This window comes from Nocardia implantans (assembly GCF_035544775.1).
In the GTDB taxonomy this organism is placed as follows: Bacteria; Actinomycetota; Actinomycetes; order Mycobacteriales; family Mycobacteriaceae; genus Nocardia; species Nocardia implantans.
The window spans coordinates 30,946-50,313 of sequence record NZ_JAYKYQ010000006.1; the positions used below are offsets into that span (position 1 = coordinate 30,946).

The following is a 19,368-nucleotide window of genomic DNA, read 5'->3' on the forward strand; positions in this document are numbered from 1 at the left end:
CCGTCCTGCGCGCGTTCGGCCTCAGCGCACTGCTCCCCTTCGCCGTCAACACGAAACCTGCTCGGGCTCGACCGGATACGACTATCGCGACCGACCTGGAAGTGGTCACCGTCACCGACACCTCGGTGATCGTCACCTGGACCACGCTCGCGCCCGACCCGGCCGGTCGCCTGCTGCCCGTCGCCACCGACACCCAGGTGCGGATCGCTCCCGCCGACTCCCCGCGCGCACCGGCGCCGGTTTTCGCCGACGACCACCCCACACCCTTCCACTACGCCGAGATCGACGGCCTCGAACCGGGACGCGCCTACCGCTTCGAAGCCTGGTCGGCGGGCCTGCGCGCCACACCGGCGCTGTCGCTCACCACGGCCGACCCCGCCGCGCCGGAAGCACGCGGTGAGTTCACCACGCTGGTCCCGCCGCCCGGCCGCAGGCTGCGCACGGTGGCACTGGCCAACGACGTGCACTACGGCGAGCAGGTCAGCGGGCTGATCGTCGGCGACCTGCCGCCCGGCTTCCGGCAGGACCCCGGCCTCACGCCCTATCCCGAGGTGATGCTGGCCGCGATGCTGGACGACTTGCGCAGGCCCGACCGCGCGGCTGAACTCCTCGCGCTCGCGGGCGACCTCACGGCCGAAGCCTCCGAGCCCGACATCCGCACGGTGCGCTCGCGCCTCGACGCCTGGGGCGAGTTCGGCGACGACTACCTGGCCGTGCGCGGCAACCACGACCGGCCGCACGTGGGTGGTGAATACGCCGGTTGCGCACCCGCGCCCGCCGACCACCGCGACTGCTGGGCCGATGTCTTCTCCCCGCGGCAGGAACTGGTCGAACACGAGGTCGGCGGCCTGCGGGTATTGGGATTGGACACCAGCAGGCTCGACGGCGCGGGCGGGTCCATCGAGCGCCCGCAGTTCGATCACCTCGCCGAACGCCTGCGTGCCGACCCCGACCGGCCGACGCTGGTGTTCGGCCATCACCCGGTCACGGCGGAATCGGGGCTGACCAACCTCGCCGGACCGGGGTTCGTGCTCGACGGACGCGACAGCGCCGAGTTGCAGGCGCTCTACACTCGCAGTCCCGGGGTGTTCCTGCAGCACAGCGGCCACACCCACCGCAATCGCCGCACCAGGCCGGACGCTCCGTGCGCGGTGGAGTTCCTGGAGGTCGCCGCGGTCAAGGAGTATCCGGGCGGCTACAGCCTGCTGCGCCTCTACGAGGGCGGCTACATGGTGAATTTCTACAAGACCCGCACCGAGGACGCCCGGCGCTGGAGCGCGCTCACCCGCGGCGAGTACTTCGGACTGCAACCGGATTACACGCTGGGCACCTGCGCCGACCGCAATCACGTTGTGCCGCGCGACTTCTCGGGACTGGCGTGACGAACCGGGCGAATGCCGGCGGCTGCGGACATTCCCGCATGTCGGACGCGGTATCTTCCTTAGGTAAGCCTCAACATATGCACGGGTAGCGCGGTCGGAAGGACGAGGATGAAGCCGGTCAGATGGAAGACGATTGCCGCTGGATTGGTCCTCACCTTGACGGCGCTCGGCAGCACGGCTTGCTCGAATTCCTCCGACGACGCCAACGAGATCACCGTCTACAACGCGCAGCACGAGTCGCTCACCAAAGAGTGGGCCGAGGCGTTCACCAAGGAGACCGGCATCAAGGTGACGTTGCGCCAGGGCGGCGACACCGCGCTGGGCAACCAGCTGGTCGCCGAAGGCGCCGCCTCGCCTGCCGACGTCTTCCTCACCGAGAACTCCCCCGCCATGGCGCTGGTGGAGAACGCGGGCCTGTTCGCCGACGTGGACGCCGAGACCCTGGAGCAGGTGCCCGCGCAGTTCCGCCCGTCCACCGGCAAGTGGACCGGCGTCGCGGCGCGTTCGACGGTCTTCGTCTACAACAAGAACAAGGTCCAGCCCGGTCAGCTGCCCGCTTCGCTGCTGGATCTGGCGCAGCCGCAGTGGAAGGGGCGTTGGGGCGCGGGCGTCTCCGGCGCCGACTTCCAGGCGATCGTGGCGGCCCTGCTGGCGCTGAAGGGCGAGGACGTCACCCGCGCCTGGCTGAAGGGCATGAAGGAGAACGCGACGCCGTTCCCGAACAACGTCGCCACCATGAAGGCGGTCAACTCCGGCAGCCCGGACGGCGGCGTCATCTACCACTACTACTGGTACCGCGATCAGGCGAACACCAAGGAGAGCAGCGCAGGCACCGCCCTGCACTACTTCAGGAACCAGGACCCGGGCGCCTTCGTCAGCGTCTCCGGCGGCGGCGTGCTGAAGGCGAGCAAGAAGCAGGAGGCGGCGCAGAAGTTCCTGGCGTTCATCGTCGGCAAGACCGGGCAAGAGGTGTTGCGCGACGGCGCGTCGCTGGAGTACCCGGTGGCCGCCGGTGTGGCCGCCAACCCGGCGCTGCCGCCGCTGGCCGACCTCCAAGCGCCCGCGGTCGATCCGTCCGAGCTGGACTCGAAGAAGGTCACCCAGCTGATGACCGAAGCGGGTCTGCTGTAGCCGTGGCACTGCGGACCGCTGTCGCCGCGCCCCGGGTCGGCAGGCCGGGGCCGGTGGTCACCTGCGTGGCGCTGCTGCTGGTCGCGGCGACGTTCGTGCCGCTCGGCTACATCGTTTCGACGTTGTTGTCCACCGGCCTCGATCAGGCGGCCGAGCTGGTGTTCCGTCCCAGAGTCGGTGAGCTGCTGCGCAACACGGCCGCGCTGGTGGTGTGCACCGTGCCGATCTGCGTGGCGCTCGGCGTCGGGCTGGCCTGGGTGGTCGAACGCACCGACGTGCCGGGGAAGTCGTGGTGGGGGCCGGTTTTCGCGGCGCCGCTCGCGGTCCCCGCCTTCGTCAACAGCTATGCGTGGGTGAGCGTCTTCCCCACCATGCACGGCCTGTGGGCGGGCGTGGTGATCTCGACGATGTCCTACTTCCCGCTGGTCTACCTGCCTGCGGCGGCCACGTTGCGCCGTCTCGACCCCGCGGTGGAGGAATCGGCGCGTGCCCTGGGATCGGGTCCGGTCGCGGTGTTCGCGCGGATCGTGCTGCCGCAGCTGCGCCTGGCGATCCTCGGTGGCGGGTTGCTCATCGGACTGCATCTGCTCGCCGAATACGGCGCCTTCGTGATGGTCCGGTTCGACACGTTCACCACGGCCATCTTCGAGCAGTACCAGTCCAGCTTCGCCGGGCCGGCCGGCAGCATGCTGGCCGGTGTGCTCGTGCTGTGCTGCCTGGCGCTGCTCGGGGCGGAGGCGGGGCTGCGCGGCCGGGCACGTTACGCGCGGATCGGCAGCGGTGCGCCGCGCGCGGCGACCCGCATCCGGTTGCGCGCCGGGACATTGCCGGTGCTGGCCGCGCTCGTCGCGGTGACGGCGGGCGCGCTGGGGGTGCCGCTGTGGACCATCGGTCGCTGGTTGCGCATCGGCGGCACGGCGGTGTGGGATCTCACCGACATCGGCAACGCGCTCGGGCAGACGATCGGCCTCGCGGCCGTCGCCGCACTGCTCACCACTCTGTGCGCGTTCCCGGTCGCGTGGATCGCGGTGCGTTCCACCTCGGCGTTCGCCCGGCTGATCGAGGGCGCCAACTACATCACCAGTTCGCTGCCGGGCATCGTGATCGCGCTGGCGATGGTGACCGTGACCATCCGGTGGGCGCCCGCGCTCTACCAGACGGCGGGCATGGTGATCGCCGCCTATCTCCTGCTGTTCCTGCCCCGCGCCCTGGTCAGCGTGCGGGCCGGGCTCGCCCAGGTGCCGGTCGGCCTGGAGGAGGCGTCCCGGTCGCTGGGCAAATCGGGGCCCGCGACGTTCTTCCTGGTCACGCTGCGTCTCGCGGCGCCTGCCGCGGCGGCGGCCGCCGCACTGGTGTTCGTCGCCGTGGCGACGGAGCTCACCGCGACCCTGCTGCTGGCGCCCAACGGAACCCGCACGCTGGCGATGCGGTTCTGGGGCCTGTCCGGCGAATTGGACTACGCGGGCGCAGCGCCGTACGCGCTGATCATGATCGTCGCCGCGGTGCCGGTGACCTACCTGCTGTTCACCAACTCGCGGAAGGCGGCCGGGATATGAGTCGCGTTGTCGTCGCCGATGTCTCGAAGACCTTCGGCCACACCCGGGTGCTCGGCGGGATCGACCTCGACGTGCCGGATCACACCGCGACCGCGGTGGTCGGGTCGTCCGGTTGCGGCAAGACCACGCTGCTCCGGGTGATCGCCGGATTCGAGTCGCCGGATACGGGTTCGGTGTCGATCGGATCGGAAACCGTTGTCGGCGAACGCGTCTCGGTTCCGCCGCAGCGCCGTAACATCGGTTACGTCGCCCAGGACGGCGCGCTGTTCCCGCACCTGACCGTCGGGCAGAACATCGCTTACGGGCTGCCCGGCCTGCGCCGCAACAGCCGCGGGCGGGTGCACGAACTGCTGGAGATGGTGTCGCTGGACGCGTCCTATGCCGACCGGCGGCCGCATCAGCTTTCCGGCGGCCAGCAGCAGCGCGTGGCCCTGGCTCGCGCGCTGGCGCGCAAACCGTCGGTGATGCTGCTGGACGAGCCGTTCAGCGCGCTGGACGCGGGCCTGCGCGCGACGACCAGGCAGGCGGTGGCCGACACGCTGCGCGAGGCGGGCATGACCAGCATCCTGGTGACGCACGACCAGGAGGAGGCGCTCAGTTTCGCCGAGCAGGTGGCGGTGATGCGGGAAGGGCGCTTCACTCAGGTGGGGACGCCGGAGGAGGTCTACGCCACGCCCAAGGACCTGTTCACCGCCCGGTTTCTCGGCGATTGCGTGCTGCTGGACGCGGTGGTGGAAGCCGACGTGGCCAAGTGCGCACTGGGCCGGATCCCGGTGCAGCGCGATGCCGCGAGCGGACCGGCGACGATCATGCTGCGCCCGGAACAGCTTGTCGCCCATGTTGCTTCGGAGAGCGAGACGGAAACCGGCCGGGTCCGCGCCGTCGACTTCCGCGGCGCCGATGTCATCCTGACCATCGAACTGGAAGGCACCGCCACGCCCATTCGGGTGCGCCGGGCCAGCGTCGCCGCCCCGGTAACCGGGCAGCGCGTGCGTCTGGAAGTGATCGGCTCGGCCGTGGCGTATTCCGAGCCGACCGGAGCCTCCTGAAACGAGCGCCCGGATTCGTCCCGGCCACGCTTCCCTCGGTGCTCGGCGTGCACCGAGCACCGAGGACTTTTGGAGCGAGCGGCGGGAATTGAACCCGCGTAAACGGCTTTGCAGACCGTTGCCTAAACCACTCAGCCACGCCCGCCTCGCCCTAGATAGTGCCCGCGGCGGGTCGCCGCGGCCTACCTTTACGCTCACGGTGATCCGAAGCCTGGCCGGATGCCCCCGCCCTCCTGCGATGGCATGGAATGATCGGAACATGTCTCGGCCACGCCCGCTTCCGAACGACCCGATCGAGGAGGCCCACCGCCAGTGGGTCGGCCACGGCTGGGGCGATGTCGCCGACGGCATGGCCGCGGTGACCTCGCTGGTCCGGGCTCAGCAAATCGTGATGGCACGGGTGGACGAGGCGCTCAAACCCACGGGATTGACCTTCTCCCGCTACGAGCTGCTCATGCTGCTCAGTTTCAGCAAGACCGGGGCGCTGCCGATGGCGAAGGCCAGCGCCCGCTTGCAGGTGCACCCGACCAGCGTCACCAACACCGTCGACCGGCTGGAGGCGGCGAAACTCGTCGAGCGGGTGCCGCATCCCAGCGACCGGCGCGCTACCTTGATCGAAATCACCGACGCCGGACGGGAATTGGTGGCGAAGGCGACCGAGGAACTCAACGCCAAGGTCTTCGCACTGCCCGGACTTCCCCCGGAACGACTGCGCACCCTCCTGCAACTGCTCGCCGAATTCCGACACGCCGCGGGCGACTTCGACACCGCGGAGGGCACGGCGCGCTGGTCGGCCACGGCCACAGACTGATTCGGCGTACCGGTCGGTCGCATACACCTTTTGCCCGACCGCTGGGTGACATTCCGGCATCCAACCGGCGAATTACCGGGCATGCCGTCTTGGCAGCGGAACGGAAAAGGTCCACCATGGAGAACATGGTGCTGGTCTTGGGTGTATCGGCGGGCGCTGGCGGCGCCCACGCGATGCTGACACACTCCGATCAGCCGCACCTACCCCCGATCGATAGCTGCGAAGTGCCGCGGCGAGCGGGTCGCGGCGTCGAGGAACCGGTCTTCGAGGCGATCCGCCGGATGAACGGCGCCGCCGACCGCAGGGACGAGCTGATCTCGGGCACGGCGGTGACCTGCCGCTGCCCGCTGCACGCCGAGGCCATCCGCGCGGGCATCGGCCGCCGGGACGTGACCATCGTCGACGAACCGCTCGCCCAGCTGCGCTACCTGCGCTTCACCGGCCAACTGCCCGACAGCGGCTCGGTGATCCTCTACGACCTGGGCAGCTCGGGGCTGACCATCACCCACGCCGACTGCCGCACCGACACCATCCTGTCCAGCAAACGCAGCACGGTGCTCGGCGGCGACGGCTACGACACGCTGTTGCGCTGGCGCCTGGCCCGCGACGGCGTGCTCACCGACGCGACCACCGTCCGGCGCCATCGCGAAGAGCTGAGCGAGGCAAGGGTGGTCACCGCGATCGACGACGGCACCGGCGACCGAGCCGTTCTGACCCGCAGCGACCTGGCCGAATTGTGCGCGGCGGGCATTCATCACTCGGTGTCGTTCGTGCGGCAGATCATCGACGAGACCGGCGTGCGACCGGAGGCCATGGTGCTGCTCGGCGGCTGCACCCGCAGTCCCAGCATTCGCGCCGAGCTGGCCGAACTGATCGATCTGCCGATCGTCTACGACCCCGAACCCGACTTCGTCTCCGCGCGCGGCGCCGTGCTGCTCGCCGCCGAACGCAGGGGCGGCGAGGTCAGGATGGCCAGGCTGCGCGCCGGAGCCACCCTGGTTCCGGCCACCGTCGACCGGCGCAAACTCATCGCGGCGGCTGCGGTCACCATCGCATTGGGCGCCACGATCGCCGGACTGCTCGCCACCGGCGACAACGCTCCCCCGCCGGAGGGGAACAAGGTGCCCGCGGAGATCGTCGCCCCCACCTTGGGACCCACCGGATAACCCGCCCGGCCCGGAAATACGGCCGGGCGGGACCCCGTCAGCGGTTGGTGAACTTCGCCGGACGCTTCTCCACGAAGGCGCTCATGCCTTCCTTCTGGTCCTCGATCGCGAACAGCGAGTGGAAGACCCGCCGTTCGAACCGCAGGCCCTCGGCGAGCGTGGTCTCGAACGAGCGGTTCACCGCTTCCTTGGCGATCATGGTGACCGGCAACGACATCCCCGCGATGGTCTCCGCGACCTCGAGCGCCGTGTCGAGCAGCTGCGCGGCGGGAACGATGCGCGAGACCAACCCGGCCCGCTCGGCCTCTTCGGCGTCCATATTGCGGCCGGTGAGCACCAGATCCATCGCCTTGGCCTTGCCGATCGCGCGGGTCAGGCGCTGCGAGCCGCCGATGCCGGGGATGACGCCGAGCTTGATCTCCGGCTGGCCGAACTTCGCGGTGTCGGCCGCGAGCAGGATGTCGCAGATCATCGCCAGCTCACAACCGCCGCCGAGCGCGTATCCCGCGACCGCGGCGATGGTGGGCTTGCGGAACTGCGCCAGCCGGTCCCAGCGGGCGAAGTAGTCGTTCATGAACATGTCCATGTACGACTTGGGCTGCATCTCCTTGATGTCGGCGCCCGCCGCGAAGGCCCGCTCCGAACCGGTGATCACGATGGCGCCGATCTCGTCGTCGTGCTCGAGCTCGTCGAGCGCGGCGATGACGTCGTCGAGGACCTGCGCGTTCAGCGCGTTCAGCGCCTTCGGGCGGTTCAGCGTGATCCAGCCGACCCGGCCCTTGCGTTCCAGCAGAATCGTCTCGAACTCACGCCCACCCGTCACCCGGCCGCCGCCCCCCACGGAATCGCTTCGCGATGCGTCCATTTATGCACCCTCTTTGTCGGAACGGTTACGGATATCGGTGACGATAGCCGAGAAGTCCCGCCCGGCATCCGTCTGGTTGAAGCGGTCGTAGATCGTCGCGGCGAGCAAACCGAGCTGCCCGTCGACGTTGTTCTCCCGCAACGCGTTCGCGGCCAGGCCCAGGTCCTTCGACATGAGCGCCGTCGCGAAACCGGGCTGGTAGTCGTTGTTGGCCGGACTGGTCGGCACCGGGCCCGGCACCGGGCAGTAGCTGGTCAGCGCCCAGCTCTGGCCGGAAGCGGTGGAGACCACGTCGAAGAACGACTGATGACTCAGGCCCAGCTTCTCGCCGAGCACCAGCGACTCCGACAGCGCGATCATCGACACGCCCAGCAGCATGTTGTTGCAGATCTTCGCCGCCTGGCCCACGCCGGAGCCGCCGCAGTGCACGACCTTGCCGCCCATCACCTCGAGCACCGGCAGCGCGGCGGCGAAGTCCTCGGCCGCACCGCCGACCATGAAGGTCAGCGTGCCCGCCGCCGCGCCGGCCACGCCGCCGGAAACCGGTGCGTCCAGCGCGCGGTGCCCGGCGGCGGTGGCGCGTTCGGCCGCGGCCTTGGCGTCGGCCACGTCGATGGTGGAGCAGTCGATGAACAAGGTGCCGGGCGCGGCGGCCGGCAGCAGTTCGGCGTACACGTCCAGGACGAGTTTGCCGTTGGGCAGCATAGTGATCACGGTCTCGGCCGCGGCGGCCTCGGCGGCCGAACCGACCACGAGCGCGCCGTCGCGCTCGGCCTGGTCCCGCGCCGCGGGCACCGGGTCGAAGGCGAGCACCTCGTAGCCGGCCCGCACCAGGTTCGCCGCCATCGGACCGCCCATGTGGCCGAGGCCGAGGAAACCGATTCGCTTGCTCATCTACGCCACCTCCGGGGTCCGCAGACCCAGCTCTCGATCGCCCAACTCGGCGAAGTATGCGTCTACCTGCGCATCCGTGACCTCCGCCAGGGTCGCGGGCGACCATTTCGGAGCACGGTCCTTGTCGATCACCTGGGCGCGAATGCCCTCGACCAGATCATGGGAGGACAGCGACGCGATGGACACCCGGTACTCCTCGTTCAGCACCGCCTCCAGGCTCGGCGCGGTGCGTGCCGCCCGCAGCGAGCGCAGCGTGACCTTCAGCGCGACCGGGGATTTCGCCAGGATCTCGGTGGCCGCCGCCCGCGCCTCCTGCGCGTCGTGCGCTTGCAGCCGCGCGACGATCTCCTCCACGGAGTCGGCTGCGTAGCAGGCATCGATCCAGTCCTGCCCTGCGGCCAGCGCGGAGTCCGGCGCGTCGGTGGCGAACTTGGCGATCGCGATGTCGGCGCTCTCGGTGCGCAGCGTCTCCAGCAGGGCGGGCAGATGCTCGGAAGCGACGAAATAGTCGGCGAAGCCAGCGGCGATGGCGTCGCCCGCGCTCATCCGGGCGGTGGTCAGCGCCACGTGCGTGCCGATCTCGCCCGGCGTCCGCGCGAGCAGGTAGGTGCCGCCGACGTCAGGGACGAACCCGATGCCGACCTCGGGCATGCCGATCTTCGACCGCTCGGTGACGATGCGGTGGCTGCCGTGCCCGGAGAGCCCCACGCCGCCGCCCATCACGATGCCGTCCATGACCACCACGTACGGCTTGGGGTAGCGCCCGATCAAGGCGTTGAGGACGTACTCGTCGCGCCAGAACCGCCCGGTGGCCGAATCCGCGGTGTTCGCGCCGCTTTTCGCGTCGGCGTGAATGGCGACGATGTCGCCGCCCGCGCATAGGCCGCGCTCCCCCGCGCCGGTGACCACGACGGTGCGCACCGCGTCGTCCTCGGCCCACTCGCGCAGCGCCTCGGTGATGGCCAGTGCCATCGAGTGGTTCAGGGCGTTGATGGCCTTGGGCCGGTTCAGCGTGATCAGGCCGAGCCCGTCACGCCGTTCGAGAAGGACCTCTCGGTCGCTCATGCTCTGTCCTTTCCGGCGCGAGCGGGGCCCTGCGTGGTCACGCTGCGCTGCCGCCTCCGGGCCTGACCGCTCATGCTCTGTCCTTTCCGGCATGAGCGGGGCCCTGCGTGGTCACGCTGCGCTGCCGCCTCCGGGCCTGACCGCTCATGCCGCTCCTACCAATGCGCGGGCGACGACCACCCGCATGATTTCGTTGGTGCCCTCGAGGATCTGGTGCACCCGCAGATCCCGGACGATCTTCTCCACGCCGTACTCGGTCAGGTAGCCGTAGCCGCCGTGCAGTTGCAGGGCTTTGTTGGCCACCTCGAAGCCCGCGTCGGTGGCGAAGCGCTTCGCCATGGCGCACAGCTCCACCTTGTCCGGCGCGTCGGCGTCCAGCGCGGAGGCGGCCCGCCACAGCAGCGTGCGGGCGGCCTCCAATTCGATGCGCATATCGGCGAGTTCGAATTGCAGCGCCGGATTCCGCAGCAGCGGCTTGCCGAACGCGTGCCGCTCGGCGAGATACGGCACCGTCTTGTCCAGCGCCGCCTGCGCGCCGCCGACCGAGCACGCGGCGATGTTGAGCCTGCCGCCGTTGAGCCCGTTCATCGCGATGCGGAAGCCGTCGCCCTCCGCGCCGAGCCGGTTGGCCGCCGGGACCCTGGCGTCGGAGAAGATCACCTGACGGGTCGGCTGCGCGTTCCAGCCCATCTTCTTCTCGTTGGCTCCCACGGAGATGCCGGGAGTGTCGGCGGGCACGATGAACGCCGAGATCCCGCGCGCTCCGGAGTCTCCGGTCCTGGCCATCACGACGTAGACGTCCGTGGCGCCCGCGCCGGAGATGAACTGTTTGGCGCCGTTGAAGACGTAGTCGTCACCATCGCGCACGGCTTTGGTGCTCAACGCCGCCGCGTCCGAGCCGACGCCCGGCTCGGTGAGCGCGTAGCTGGCCAGCGTCTCCATCGCGGTCAGTCCGGGCAGCCAGCGGTTGCGCTGATCGTCGTCGCCGTAGCGGTCGATCATCCACGCCGCCATGTTGTGGATGGAGATGTAGGCGGCGATGGCCGGGCAGCCGGTGGCCAGCTGCTCGAAGATGCGCACGGCGTCGAGCCTGCGCAGCCCCGAACCGCCCACGTCCTCGCGCACGTAGATGCCGCCGAGGCCGAGCGGACCGGCCTTGCGCAGCACGTCCACCGGGAAATGCTTCTGCTCGTCCCATTCCAGCGCGTTCGGGGCGAGGAATTCGTCGGCGAAGCCGCGCGCGGTGTCGCGGATCGCCTTCTCGTCGTCGTCGAGTGCGAACATCCGCGTCAGTCCATCGTCGGGATGACGAACGCGTTGCTCTCCTTCAGGCCCGCGGGCCAGCGCTGCGTCACCGTCTTGGTCTTGGTGTAGAAGCGGATCGAGTCCGGGCCGTGCTGGTTCAGATCCCCGAAGCCGGAACGCTTCCAGCCGCCGAAGGTGTAGTACGCGATCGGCACCGGGATCGGCACGTTGATGCCGACCATGCCGACCTGCACGCGCGCGGCGAAGTCGCGGGCGGTGTCGCCGTCCCTGGTGAAGATCGCGACGCCGTTGCCGTACTCGTGCTCGTTGGCCAGCCGCAGCCCTTCCTCGTAGTCCTTGGCGCGGACCACGCTGAGCACAGGGCCGAAGATCTCCTCGCGGTAGATCCGCATGTCCGTGGTCACCTTGTCGAACAGCGTCGCGCCGACGAAGTAGCCGTTCTCGGCGCCTTCCACGACCAGGCCGCGGCCGTCCACCACCAGCTCGGCCCCCTCATCGATGCCGATCTGGACGTAGTTGTTCACCCGGTTCACGCCGTCCTGGCCGACCAGCGGACCGTAGTCGGCGCCGGGATCGTCGGAACGGCCGACGTTGAGCTTGCGCACCCGCTCGGTCAGCTTGGCCACCAGGCGGTCTGCGGTCTCCTCGCCGACCGGGACGGCCACCGAGATGGCCATGCAGCGCTCGCCCGCGGACCCGTAGCCTGCGCCGATGAGCTGATCGGCCACGTCGTCGAGGTCGGCGTCGGGCATGACGATCGCGTGGTTCTTCGCGCCGCCGAAGCACTGGGCGCGCTTGCCGTTCGCGGTCGCGGTCTCGTAGATGTACTGCGCGATGGGGGTGGAGCCGACGAAGCCGACGGCCTTGACGCGCGGATCGTGCAGCAGCGTGTCGACGGCTTCCTTGTCGCCGTTGACCACGTTGAACACACCGGCGGGCAGACCGGCCTCGAGGAACAGCTCGGCCAGCCGCAGCGGCACCGACGGGTCGCGCTCGGACGGCTTGAGCACGAACGCGTTGCCGGTGGCCAGCGCGGGACCGGCCTTCCACAGCGGGATCATGGCCGGGAAGTTGAACGGGGTGATGCCCGCGACGACGCCGAGCGGCTGGCGCATCGAGTAGACGTCGATGCCGGTGCCCGCGCCCTCGGTGTACTCGCCCTTGAGCAGGTGCGGGATGCCGGTGGCGAACTCGATGACCTCCAGGCCGCGCTGGATGTCGCCCTTCGCGTCGGCGATGGTCTTGCCGTGCTCGGAGGACAGCAGGGCGGCCAGCGAGTCCATCTCGTCCTGCACCAGCGTCAGGAACTTCATCAGCACCCGCGCCCGCTTCTGCGGGTTGAACGCGGCCCACACCGGCTGCGCCGCCTCCGCGTTCGCGATGGCCGCCTCGACCTCGGACTTGCTCGCCAGCGGCACCCGCGCCTGCACCTGGCCGAGGTTGGGGTCGAAGACGTCGCCGAAGTTGCCGGACGTGCCCGGCACATGCTGTCCGCCGATGAAATGGGTGAGTTCGCGAACCATGCCAGTCCTGTTCTCGTAGCGATCGGGACACCGCGGTGCGGTATGCCGGTCATCCTATAGTTGGACGTCCAAGTATTGGTACTGCGCCAAGAACGATGTGATTCATCCCACCACCGCGGCTATGCCGACGGCAAGCGCAGCCGCCGGGTCGGCCGCGACCGCCGGGCGGTTTACGTCTTCGGCACCGCCACCGGCGGATCTGGTCGCTTGTCCCGCCGCGGCCGCGTCAACCGGAACGCGCCCGCCGCGAGCGTGATCGCGCCGATCGCCACGACCACCGCCGCCGCGCCGAGGGAGTCGCCGGTCCATTCCGAGACCGCCTCCCCGGCGGCGACCGCGATGGTGACCCCACCCCCGATGACGAGCACCGCCGAGCGCTGCGTCGCGTACAACGCGAAGCAGACCACGGCGATCACCGCCGTCACCCCATAGGCCCAGGCCCGGCCGTCGAGACTCTGCGCTGCCGCGACGGAGGTGACGATCGCGATCAGGTATCCGACCCGGAGGTCGGCCGTGGCGCCGGTTCTGGTCAGGCCGAACCACCCGGCGCCGAGCAGTAGCACCGCCACGGCGGCCCACATGTCGTCGAGGTCGAACACTTCGGTCAGCACCCCGGCGACGGCCGCGGGCACGAAGCAGGCGCAGACGAGCATGCCGAGCACGGAGGGCAGCGCGAGGTAACCGAGCACCGCGATCACCGCCCCGGCCGCGCACGCGAAAACCCAACCGGCATCGGCTCCGTCGAGCGCGGTGCCGACGGAGCCGGCGACCGCGACGGAACCGAGGGCGAACAGCGCGGCCGCCAACCTGCCGCGGGCGCTGTGGGCGTTCCCGCGACCGGACGGCAGCCCGGCGAGCAGCACTCCTCCGAGCAGCAGACCGGCCGCCACGACGGCGAGCACGCCGACCCGTACCGGCCGATCGAGCGCATCCCAGGACGAGGCCGCCACCAGGGCGATTCCCCCGAACAGCAGACCCGCGCCGACGTACGAGGCGATTTCGGCGAGCACCCTGCCGCGCGCCGACGCCGCGGCCCGCTCGACGGCCAACGCCGCGAGCACCGCGTCGGCCTGGTCACGGGTCAGCACGCCGTCGGCGACCAGCCGCCCGATCGCGGCGTCCGCTCTGCCGTCGCTCACCATGCGCCCAGTATGTCCGAGTCCGCCGCTATGACAACACGATCGGCCGCGCGACCGACCGGAGTTCCAGGTCCATCGCTCGACAGCAGCACGAAGACACCGCCGCGCGACGCGCTGGCGATGTGACGCCAGTCACCGTACGATTAGTTTGACGTCCTAGTATCGGGCGACAATGGAATCCCCGGAGGAATCCCCAGTGGCTGACAGCAGCGCGCTCTACACGCCCACCCATCCCGTTCGCTTCGTCACCTCGGCGGCCCTGTTCGACGGGCACGACGCGGCGATCAACATCATGCGCCGCATCCTGCAGAGCCAGGGCGCGGAGGTGATCCACCTCGGCCACAACCGCTCGGTCGGTGAGGTGGTCGACGCCGTGCTCACCGAGGACGCCCAGGGCGTCGCGGTCAGCTCCTACCAGGGCGGCCATGTGGAGTACTTCGAATATCTCGCCGACGCGCTGCGCGAAGCCGGAGCCGGGCACGTGCGGATCTTCGGCGGCGGCGGTGGCGTGATCGTGGCGGAGGAGATCGCGCGGCTGGCCGCGTCCGGCGTGACCATCTTCTCCCCCGAGGACGGACAGCGACTCGGCCTGCCCGGCATGATCAATCAGCTGATCCGCGCTTGCGATGTCGACCTCGCGGCCGAGCCGCCCGCGCCGGACGCGGTGCTCGCGGGCGAGCGCGCCGCCCTGGCGCGCGCCATCACCTGCCTGCAAGCGGACGCGCTGCCGGAGGCCGACCGCAGGAAGCTGGCCGAGGCCGCGGCGGCGCGCACCGTGCCGGTGCTCGGCATCACCGGGACGGGCGGCTCAGGAAAGTCCTCGCTCACCGACGAATTGGTGCGCAGGCTGCGGTCGGACCAGCAGGACAAGGTGCGCGTGGCGATTCTCGCCGTCGACCCGACCCGGCGGCGCGGCGGCGGCGCGCTGCTCGGCGACCGCATCCGGATGAACGCCCTCGACGGCGAGCACGTCTTCTTCCGCTCGCTGGCCACCCGCGGCGGACACGAACTGCCGGACAACATCGATCTCATCGTGGCCGCTTGCAAGGCGGCGGGCTACGACCTGGTCATCCTGGAGACGCCGGGCGTCGGCCAAGGCGACGCCGCGGTGATCGACCACGTGGACGTGTCGATGTACGTGATGACGCCCGAGTTCGGCGCCGCCTCCCAGCTGGAGAAGATCGACATGCTGGACTACGCGGACGTGGTGGCGATCAACAAGTTCGAGCGCCGCGGCGCCGCGGACGCGCTGCGCGACGTGGCCAGGCAGCTGGTCCGCAATCGCGAGGCCTTCCACGCCGCGCCGGAGGACATGCCGGTGTTCGGCACCAGCGCGGCGACGTTCAACGACGACGGCGTGACGGCGCTCTACCAGCACCTGACCGGCCTGCTCGCGAACCACGGCCTGCGGCTGGAGCCGGGCGCGCTGCCCCGGGTGGACACCCGCGCGTCCACCCGCTTCGCCCAGCTCATCCCGCCCGCGCGGGTGCGCTACCTGGCCGAGATCGCCGAGACCGTGCGCGACTACCACGCCGAGACCGCCGCGCAGGTGCCGGCCGCGCGACGGCTGCAACGTCTGGAGCAGGTCGCGGCCGAACTGCCCGACGACACCGCCGTCGCGGAACTGGCCGAACGCGCCCGCGCAGATCTCACCCCCGCGAACGCCGCGCTGCTGGCGGAGTGGCCCGCGCTCGCCGAGTCCTATCGCGGCGAAGAACAGGTGGTCCGGGTGCGGGACCGGGAGATCCACACCCCACTGCGCCGGGAGACTCTGTCGGGCAGTTCGATTCCGCGCGTCGCGCTGCCCCGTTTCACCGACCACGGTGAGCTGCTGCGATTCCTGCGCGCCGAGCATCTGCCGGGGCGCTTCCCGTTCACCGCCGGAGTGTTCCCCTTCAAACGCGACAACGAGGACCCGGCGCGGATGTTCGCCGGCGAGGGCGACCCGTTCCGCACCAACCGCCGGTTCAAGGTGCTCAGCGAGCATTCCGACGCGAAAAGGCTGTCCACGGCCTTCGATTCGGTGACGCTCTACGGGCACGATCCCGCCGAGCGGCCCGATATCTACGGCAAGGTCGGCACGTCCGGCGTGTCGATCGCCTCGCTCGACGACATGAAGGTGCTCTACGACGGTTTCGACCTGACCGCGCCCACCACCTCGGTGTCGATGACGATCAACGGCCCCGCGCCGACCATCCTGGCCTACTTCCTCAACACCGCGATCGATCAGGCGCTGGACCGCTTCGCGGCCGAGCAGGGACGGCCGCCGACCGACGCCGAAGCGGCCGACGTGCGCGCCCGCACGCTGGCGACGGTGCGCGGCACGGTGCAGGCCGACATCCTCAAGGAGGACCAGGGCCAGAACACCTGCATCTTCTCCACCGAGTTCAGCCTGCGCATGATGGCCGACATCCAGGAGTGGTTCGTGCGCAACGGCGTGCGCAATTTCTACTCGGTGTCGATCTCCGGCTATCACATCGCCGAGGCGGGCGCGAACCCGATCAGCCAGCTGGCCTTCACCTTGGCGAACGGATTCACCTATGTCGAGGCGTATCTCGCGCGCGGCATGCACATTGATGACTTCGCGCCGAACCTGTCGTTCTTCTTCTCCAACGGCATGGATCCGGAGTACTCCGTGATCGGCCGGGTGGCCCGCCGCATCTGGGCGATCGCCATGCGGGACCGCTACGGCGCCAACGAGCGGTCGCAGAAGCTGAAGTACCACATCCAGACCTCCGGCCGCTCGCTGCACGCGCAGGAGATGAACTTCAACGACATCCGCACCACGTTGCAGGCGCTGATCGCGATCTACGACAATTGCAACAGCCTGCACACCAACGCCTACGACGAGGCGGTCACCACGCCCACCGAGGAATCGGTGCGGCGCGCGCTGGCCATCCAGCTCATCATCAACCGCGAGTGGGGCGTCGCGATGAACGAGAACCCGCTGCAGGGCAGCTTCCTGATCGACGAGCTCACCGATCTGGTCGAGGAGGCGGTGCTGGCCGAGTTCGAGCGGATCAGCGAACGCGGCGGCGTGCTCGGCGCGATGGAGACCGGCTATCAGCGCGGCAAGATCCAGGACGAGTCGATGCGCTACGAACAGCGCAAGCACGACGGTTCGCTGCCCATCATCGGGGTGAACACCTTCCGCAACTCCCACGAGGAGCCGCACCGGGAGCTGGAGCTGGCGCGCGGCACCGAAGCGGAGAAGCAGTCCCAGCTGCGGCGGGTGCGCGAGTTCCAGCAGCGCAACCGCGACGCAGCCCACGCCGCGCTGGCCCGGCTGGAGGCGGTGGCCCGCACCGACGACAACATCTTCGATGTGCTGATGGACGCCGCACGCGTGTGCACGTTGCAGCAGGTCACCGACACGTTCTTCACCGTCGGCGGTCAATACCGCCGCAACGTGTGAGCTGGACGCGCGGATTCGAGCTGGCGGTGCTCAGCGGACGGCCGTTCGCGCTCGCGCACCGGGTTCGCCCGCCGATCCGGCCGGACCCGCCGCGCAGACTCGGCCGACGCGGATTCCGGACGCACCGCGCGCCGCGCATGTGACAATCGCCGAGCAAACCTTCGGCGCGGTTGGGACGGCAGACATGGAGCTATCGGGAATCCGGATCATCGACGCACATATCCACCAGTGGGATCCGTTCACCACACCGCGGGATTTCAGCGCTCTGGCGAAACTGTTCCGGCTGCTGCCGGTGCCGGTGGACGCGGCCAAGCGCCTCGCGCCGCGGCGGGACCGGGAGTTCGTCGGTGATCCGGTCGCCTACCTGCGGCCCTACCTGCCGTTCGACTACCGCGCCGACGCCGGGAACGCGCCGATCGAGGTGATCGCGCACATCGAGGTCGAGTGGTCGCAATCGGGACCGTTGGGGAAGGCCGGGGAGACCGCCTGGGTGGCGGGACTGCCGCTGGCGGAGGCGCCTCGGCTCGGCGCGATCCTCGCCGGCGGCGACCCGGCCGACCCGGGGTTCGGCGAACTGCTCGACGCGCACGCCGCCGCCTCGCCGCTTCTGCGCGGTATCCGCACCATGGTCGCCCACCATCCCGATCCCGGGGTGCGGTCGTTCACCGGCACGCCGGGCAAACTCGTCACCAAGGAATTCCTGGACGGCTTCGCACGGCTGGCCGAGCGCGGCCTTTCGTTCGAAGCGTGGGTCTACTCGCACGCGATTCCCGACGTCACCGCGCTGGCCGAGCGCTATCCCGAAGTTCCGATCGTGCTGAATCACCTCGGCACCCCCGCTGGCATCTTCGGGGCGGTGGGCAAACACACCGGCGCCAATCCGGGCCTGCGCAGGCAGTTGCTGGTGCGATGGCGCGACGATCTGGCCGCGCTGGCCGAGCGGCCGAACGTGGTCGCGAAGGTGAGCGGACTGATGATGCCGATCCTGGGGCATCCGATCCCGCCGCGCGGCACGCCGACACCGGCGCCGCAACTGCTCGACCGCATCGGCCCGCTGGTCGAGCACGCCTTGGACGTCTTCGGCGCGGACCGTCTCATCTGGGGGTCCAACTTCCCGGTGGACAAGCCGGTCACCAGCATCGCGAACAGCATCGAGGCGATCGCGACGGCCGTCACCGGCCACGGCGGCGGGCAGGCCGAACTCGAGCAGATCTTCCGGACCACCGCGCAGCGCGTGTACCGGATCGCGGACTGATCCGGTTGTCGGTGGGCGTTACGAATCGGGTTGAGCCGCCCTGGCCAGCTGCGCGGTAAGGGTCTCGCGGGCGGTCGCCAACGACGGCCCGTACCAGGTGAGGGCCCGGCCCTCGACCAGCGCGACCGGTATGCCCGGAAATGCTTCCGGTCCATCGGTTTCGGTGAAGACGTAGGGCTCGTCGGGCAGCACCGCGATGTCCACGCCTTCGGTCAATTCGGCCTCCGTGATGCGCGGATAGCGGTCGGGGCGATCGGCGTGCACGAGCCGCAGGCCGAGACGGCGGGCGATGTCGCCGGTGAAAGTGTTGCGGCCCACCACCATCCACGGATTCCGCCAGACCGGGATGACGGCCGCGCGTACCGGTTCGGGCGGTGGTGCGGCCCAAGCGGTTCGAGCCTCGGCGAGCCAGGCGGGGATGTCGACGCCGAGCGCCTCGACACACAGCCGGGCGAGGGAGGCCATGGCATCCTCGACGGTCTCGATCTCGGTCACCCACACCGGGATTCCCGCCGCGCGCAGCCGTTCGACGTCGCGGCGGCGGTTCTCCTCCTTGTTGCACAGCACCAGGTCGGGAGCGAGTTCGATGATCCGGCGGACATCCGGGTTCTTGGTCCCACGGACCCGCTCGACCGCCAAGTCGGCTGGGTGCGTGCACCATCGCGTTGCGGCCACCAAGACGTCCGGGCAAGTGCGCGCCACCGCCTCGGTGAGTGATGGAACGAGCGACACCACCCGGCGCGGAGGTGTTCGCAGATCCACCGGAGCGCCGAGGTCGTCGCGGGGCGACCCGGCCGCCGGGCTCTTTCCTGCCACACTGTCAGCGTATAACAGGATGTTTACGCAGGTCT

The 19,368-nt window shown here is 69.8% G+C and carries 15 protein-coding genes and 1 tRNA gene; 8 read left to right on the plus strand and 8 right to left on the minus strand.

What is annotated here, in order from left to right; translation table 11 throughout:
* Window positions 1–101 precede the first annotated feature (101 nt).
* The 4 genes from U3653_RS15650 to U3653_RS15665 all read left to right on the plus strand — a co-directional run bounded on the left by U3653_RS15650 (window position 102) and on the right by U3653_RS15665 (window position 5,118).
* A complete protein-coding gene (locus U3653_RS15650; protein ID WP_323123964.1) occupies window positions 102–1,382 on the plus strand; it encodes a metallophosphoesterase family protein in 1,281 nt (426 codons plus the stop codon).
* A 108-nt stretch (window positions 1,383–1,490) separates the two neighbouring features.
* Window positions 1,491–2,513, plus strand: coding sequence for an iron ABC transporter substrate-binding protein (locus U3653_RS15655; protein WP_195080591.1), 1,023 nt, complete (start codon window positions 1,491–1,493; stop codon window positions 2,511–2,513).
* A gap of 2 nt (window positions 2,514–2,515) precedes the next feature.
* The gene (locus U3653_RS15660) at window positions 2,516–4,069 is read left to right on the plus strand and encodes an ABC transporter permease (protein WP_195080590.1); all 1,554 of its coding nucleotides are present in this window, start codon (window positions 2,516–2,518) and stop codon (window positions 4,067–4,069) included.
* Window positions 4,066–5,118, plus strand: coding sequence for an ABC transporter ATP-binding protein (locus tag U3653_RS15665; protein WP_195080589.1), 1,053 nt, complete (start codon window positions 4,066–4,068; stop codon window positions 5,116–5,118). The genes U3653_RS15660 and U3653_RS15665 overlap by 4 nt, the downstream gene beginning before the upstream one ends.
* A 70-nt stretch (window positions 5,119–5,188) precedes the next feature.
* Here U3653_RS15665 and U3653_RS15670 read toward each other — a convergent pair.
* Window positions 5,189–5,263 (minus strand) — tRNA-Cys (locus U3653_RS15670).
* Window positions 5,264–5,377: 114 nt separating this feature from the next.
* Here U3653_RS15670 and U3653_RS15675 point away from each other — a divergent pair.
* Window positions 5,378–5,929: a MarR family winged helix-turn-helix transcriptional regulator gene (locus U3653_RS15675; RefSeq protein ID WP_195080588.1), complete on the plus strand. Its 552-nt coding sequence runs from the start codon at window positions 5,378–5,380 to the stop codon at window positions 5,927–5,929.
* 125 nt (window positions 5,930–6,054) lie between these two features.
* A complete protein-coding gene (locus U3653_RS15680) occupies window positions 6,055–7,095 on the plus strand; it encodes an Hsp70 family protein (RefSeq protein ID WP_195080587.1) in 1,041 nt (346 codons plus the stop codon).
* Window positions 7,096–7,132: 37 nt separating this feature from the next.
* Here the strand turns inward: U3653_RS15680 and U3653_RS15685 are convergent, their stop codons facing one another.
* From U3653_RS15685 to U3653_RS15710, 6 genes are all read right to left on the minus strand, one after another.
* Window positions 7,133–7,960, minus strand: a complete 828-nt coding sequence (locus tag U3653_RS15685) for an enoyl-CoA hydratase (protein ID WP_195080586.1) — start codon at window positions 7,958–7,960, stop codon at window positions 7,133–7,135.
* Window positions 7,961–8,854 carry a 3-hydroxyisobutyrate dehydrogenase gene (mmsB, locus tag U3653_RS15690; RefSeq protein ID WP_195080585.1) on the minus strand — a complete coding sequence of 298 codons (894 nt, stop codon included), beginning with the start codon at window positions 8,852–8,854 and terminating at the stop codon, window positions 7,961–7,963. It abuts the gene before it with no gap.
* Complete coding sequence (locus U3653_RS15695) at window positions 8,855–9,919, minus strand: enoyl-CoA hydratase/isomerase family protein (RefSeq protein ID WP_195080584.1); 1,065 nt, start codon at window positions 9,917–9,919, stop codon at window positions 8,855–8,857.
* 144 nt (window positions 9,920–10,063) lie between these two features.
* Entirely contained in the window at window positions 10,064–11,203 is a 1,140-nt protein-coding gene (locus U3653_RS15700) for an isobutyryl-CoA dehydrogenase (RefSeq protein ID WP_195080583.1), read from the minus strand.
* 5 nt (window positions 11,204–11,208) lie between these two features.
* Window positions 11,209–12,708 carry a CoA-acylating methylmalonate-semialdehyde dehydrogenase gene (locus U3653_RS15705; protein ID WP_195080582.1) on the minus strand — a complete coding sequence of 500 codons (1,500 nt, stop codon included), beginning with the start codon at window positions 12,706–12,708 and terminating at the stop codon, window positions 11,209–11,211.
* Between the two features lie 170 nt (window positions 12,709–12,878).
* The gene (locus U3653_RS15710; protein ID WP_195080581.1) at window positions 12,879–13,850 is read right to left on the minus strand and encodes a DUF2157 domain-containing protein; all 972 of its coding nucleotides are present in this window, start codon (window positions 13,848–13,850) and stop codon (window positions 12,879–12,881) included.
* Between the two features lie 193 nt (window positions 13,851–14,043).
* On the opposite strand from U3653_RS15710, the gene icmF reads away from it, so the two are divergent.
* Window positions 14,044–17,262 (plus strand): fused isobutyryl-CoA mutase/GTPase IcmF, encoded by a 3,219-nt coding sequence (gene icmF, locus U3653_RS15715; RefSeq protein WP_323123965.1) that lies wholly within the window; start codon window positions 14,044–14,046, stop codon window positions 17,260–17,262.
* Between the two features lie 184 nt (window positions 17,263–17,446).
* On the plus strand, window positions 17,447–18,517 hold the full coding sequence (locus tag U3653_RS15720; RefSeq protein ID WP_195080579.1) for an amidohydrolase family protein: 1,071 nt from the start codon (window positions 17,447–17,449) through the stop codon (window positions 18,515–18,517).
* A gap of 18 nt (window positions 18,518–18,535) precedes the next feature.
* Here U3653_RS15720 and U3653_RS15725 read toward each other — a convergent pair whose 3' ends face one another.
* Window positions 18,536–19,333: a helical backbone metal receptor gene (locus U3653_RS15725; protein WP_195080578.1), complete on the minus strand. Its 798-nt coding sequence runs from the start codon at window positions 19,331–19,333 to the stop codon at window positions 18,536–18,538.
* Between the last annotated feature and the right edge of the window lie 35 nt (window positions 19,334–19,368).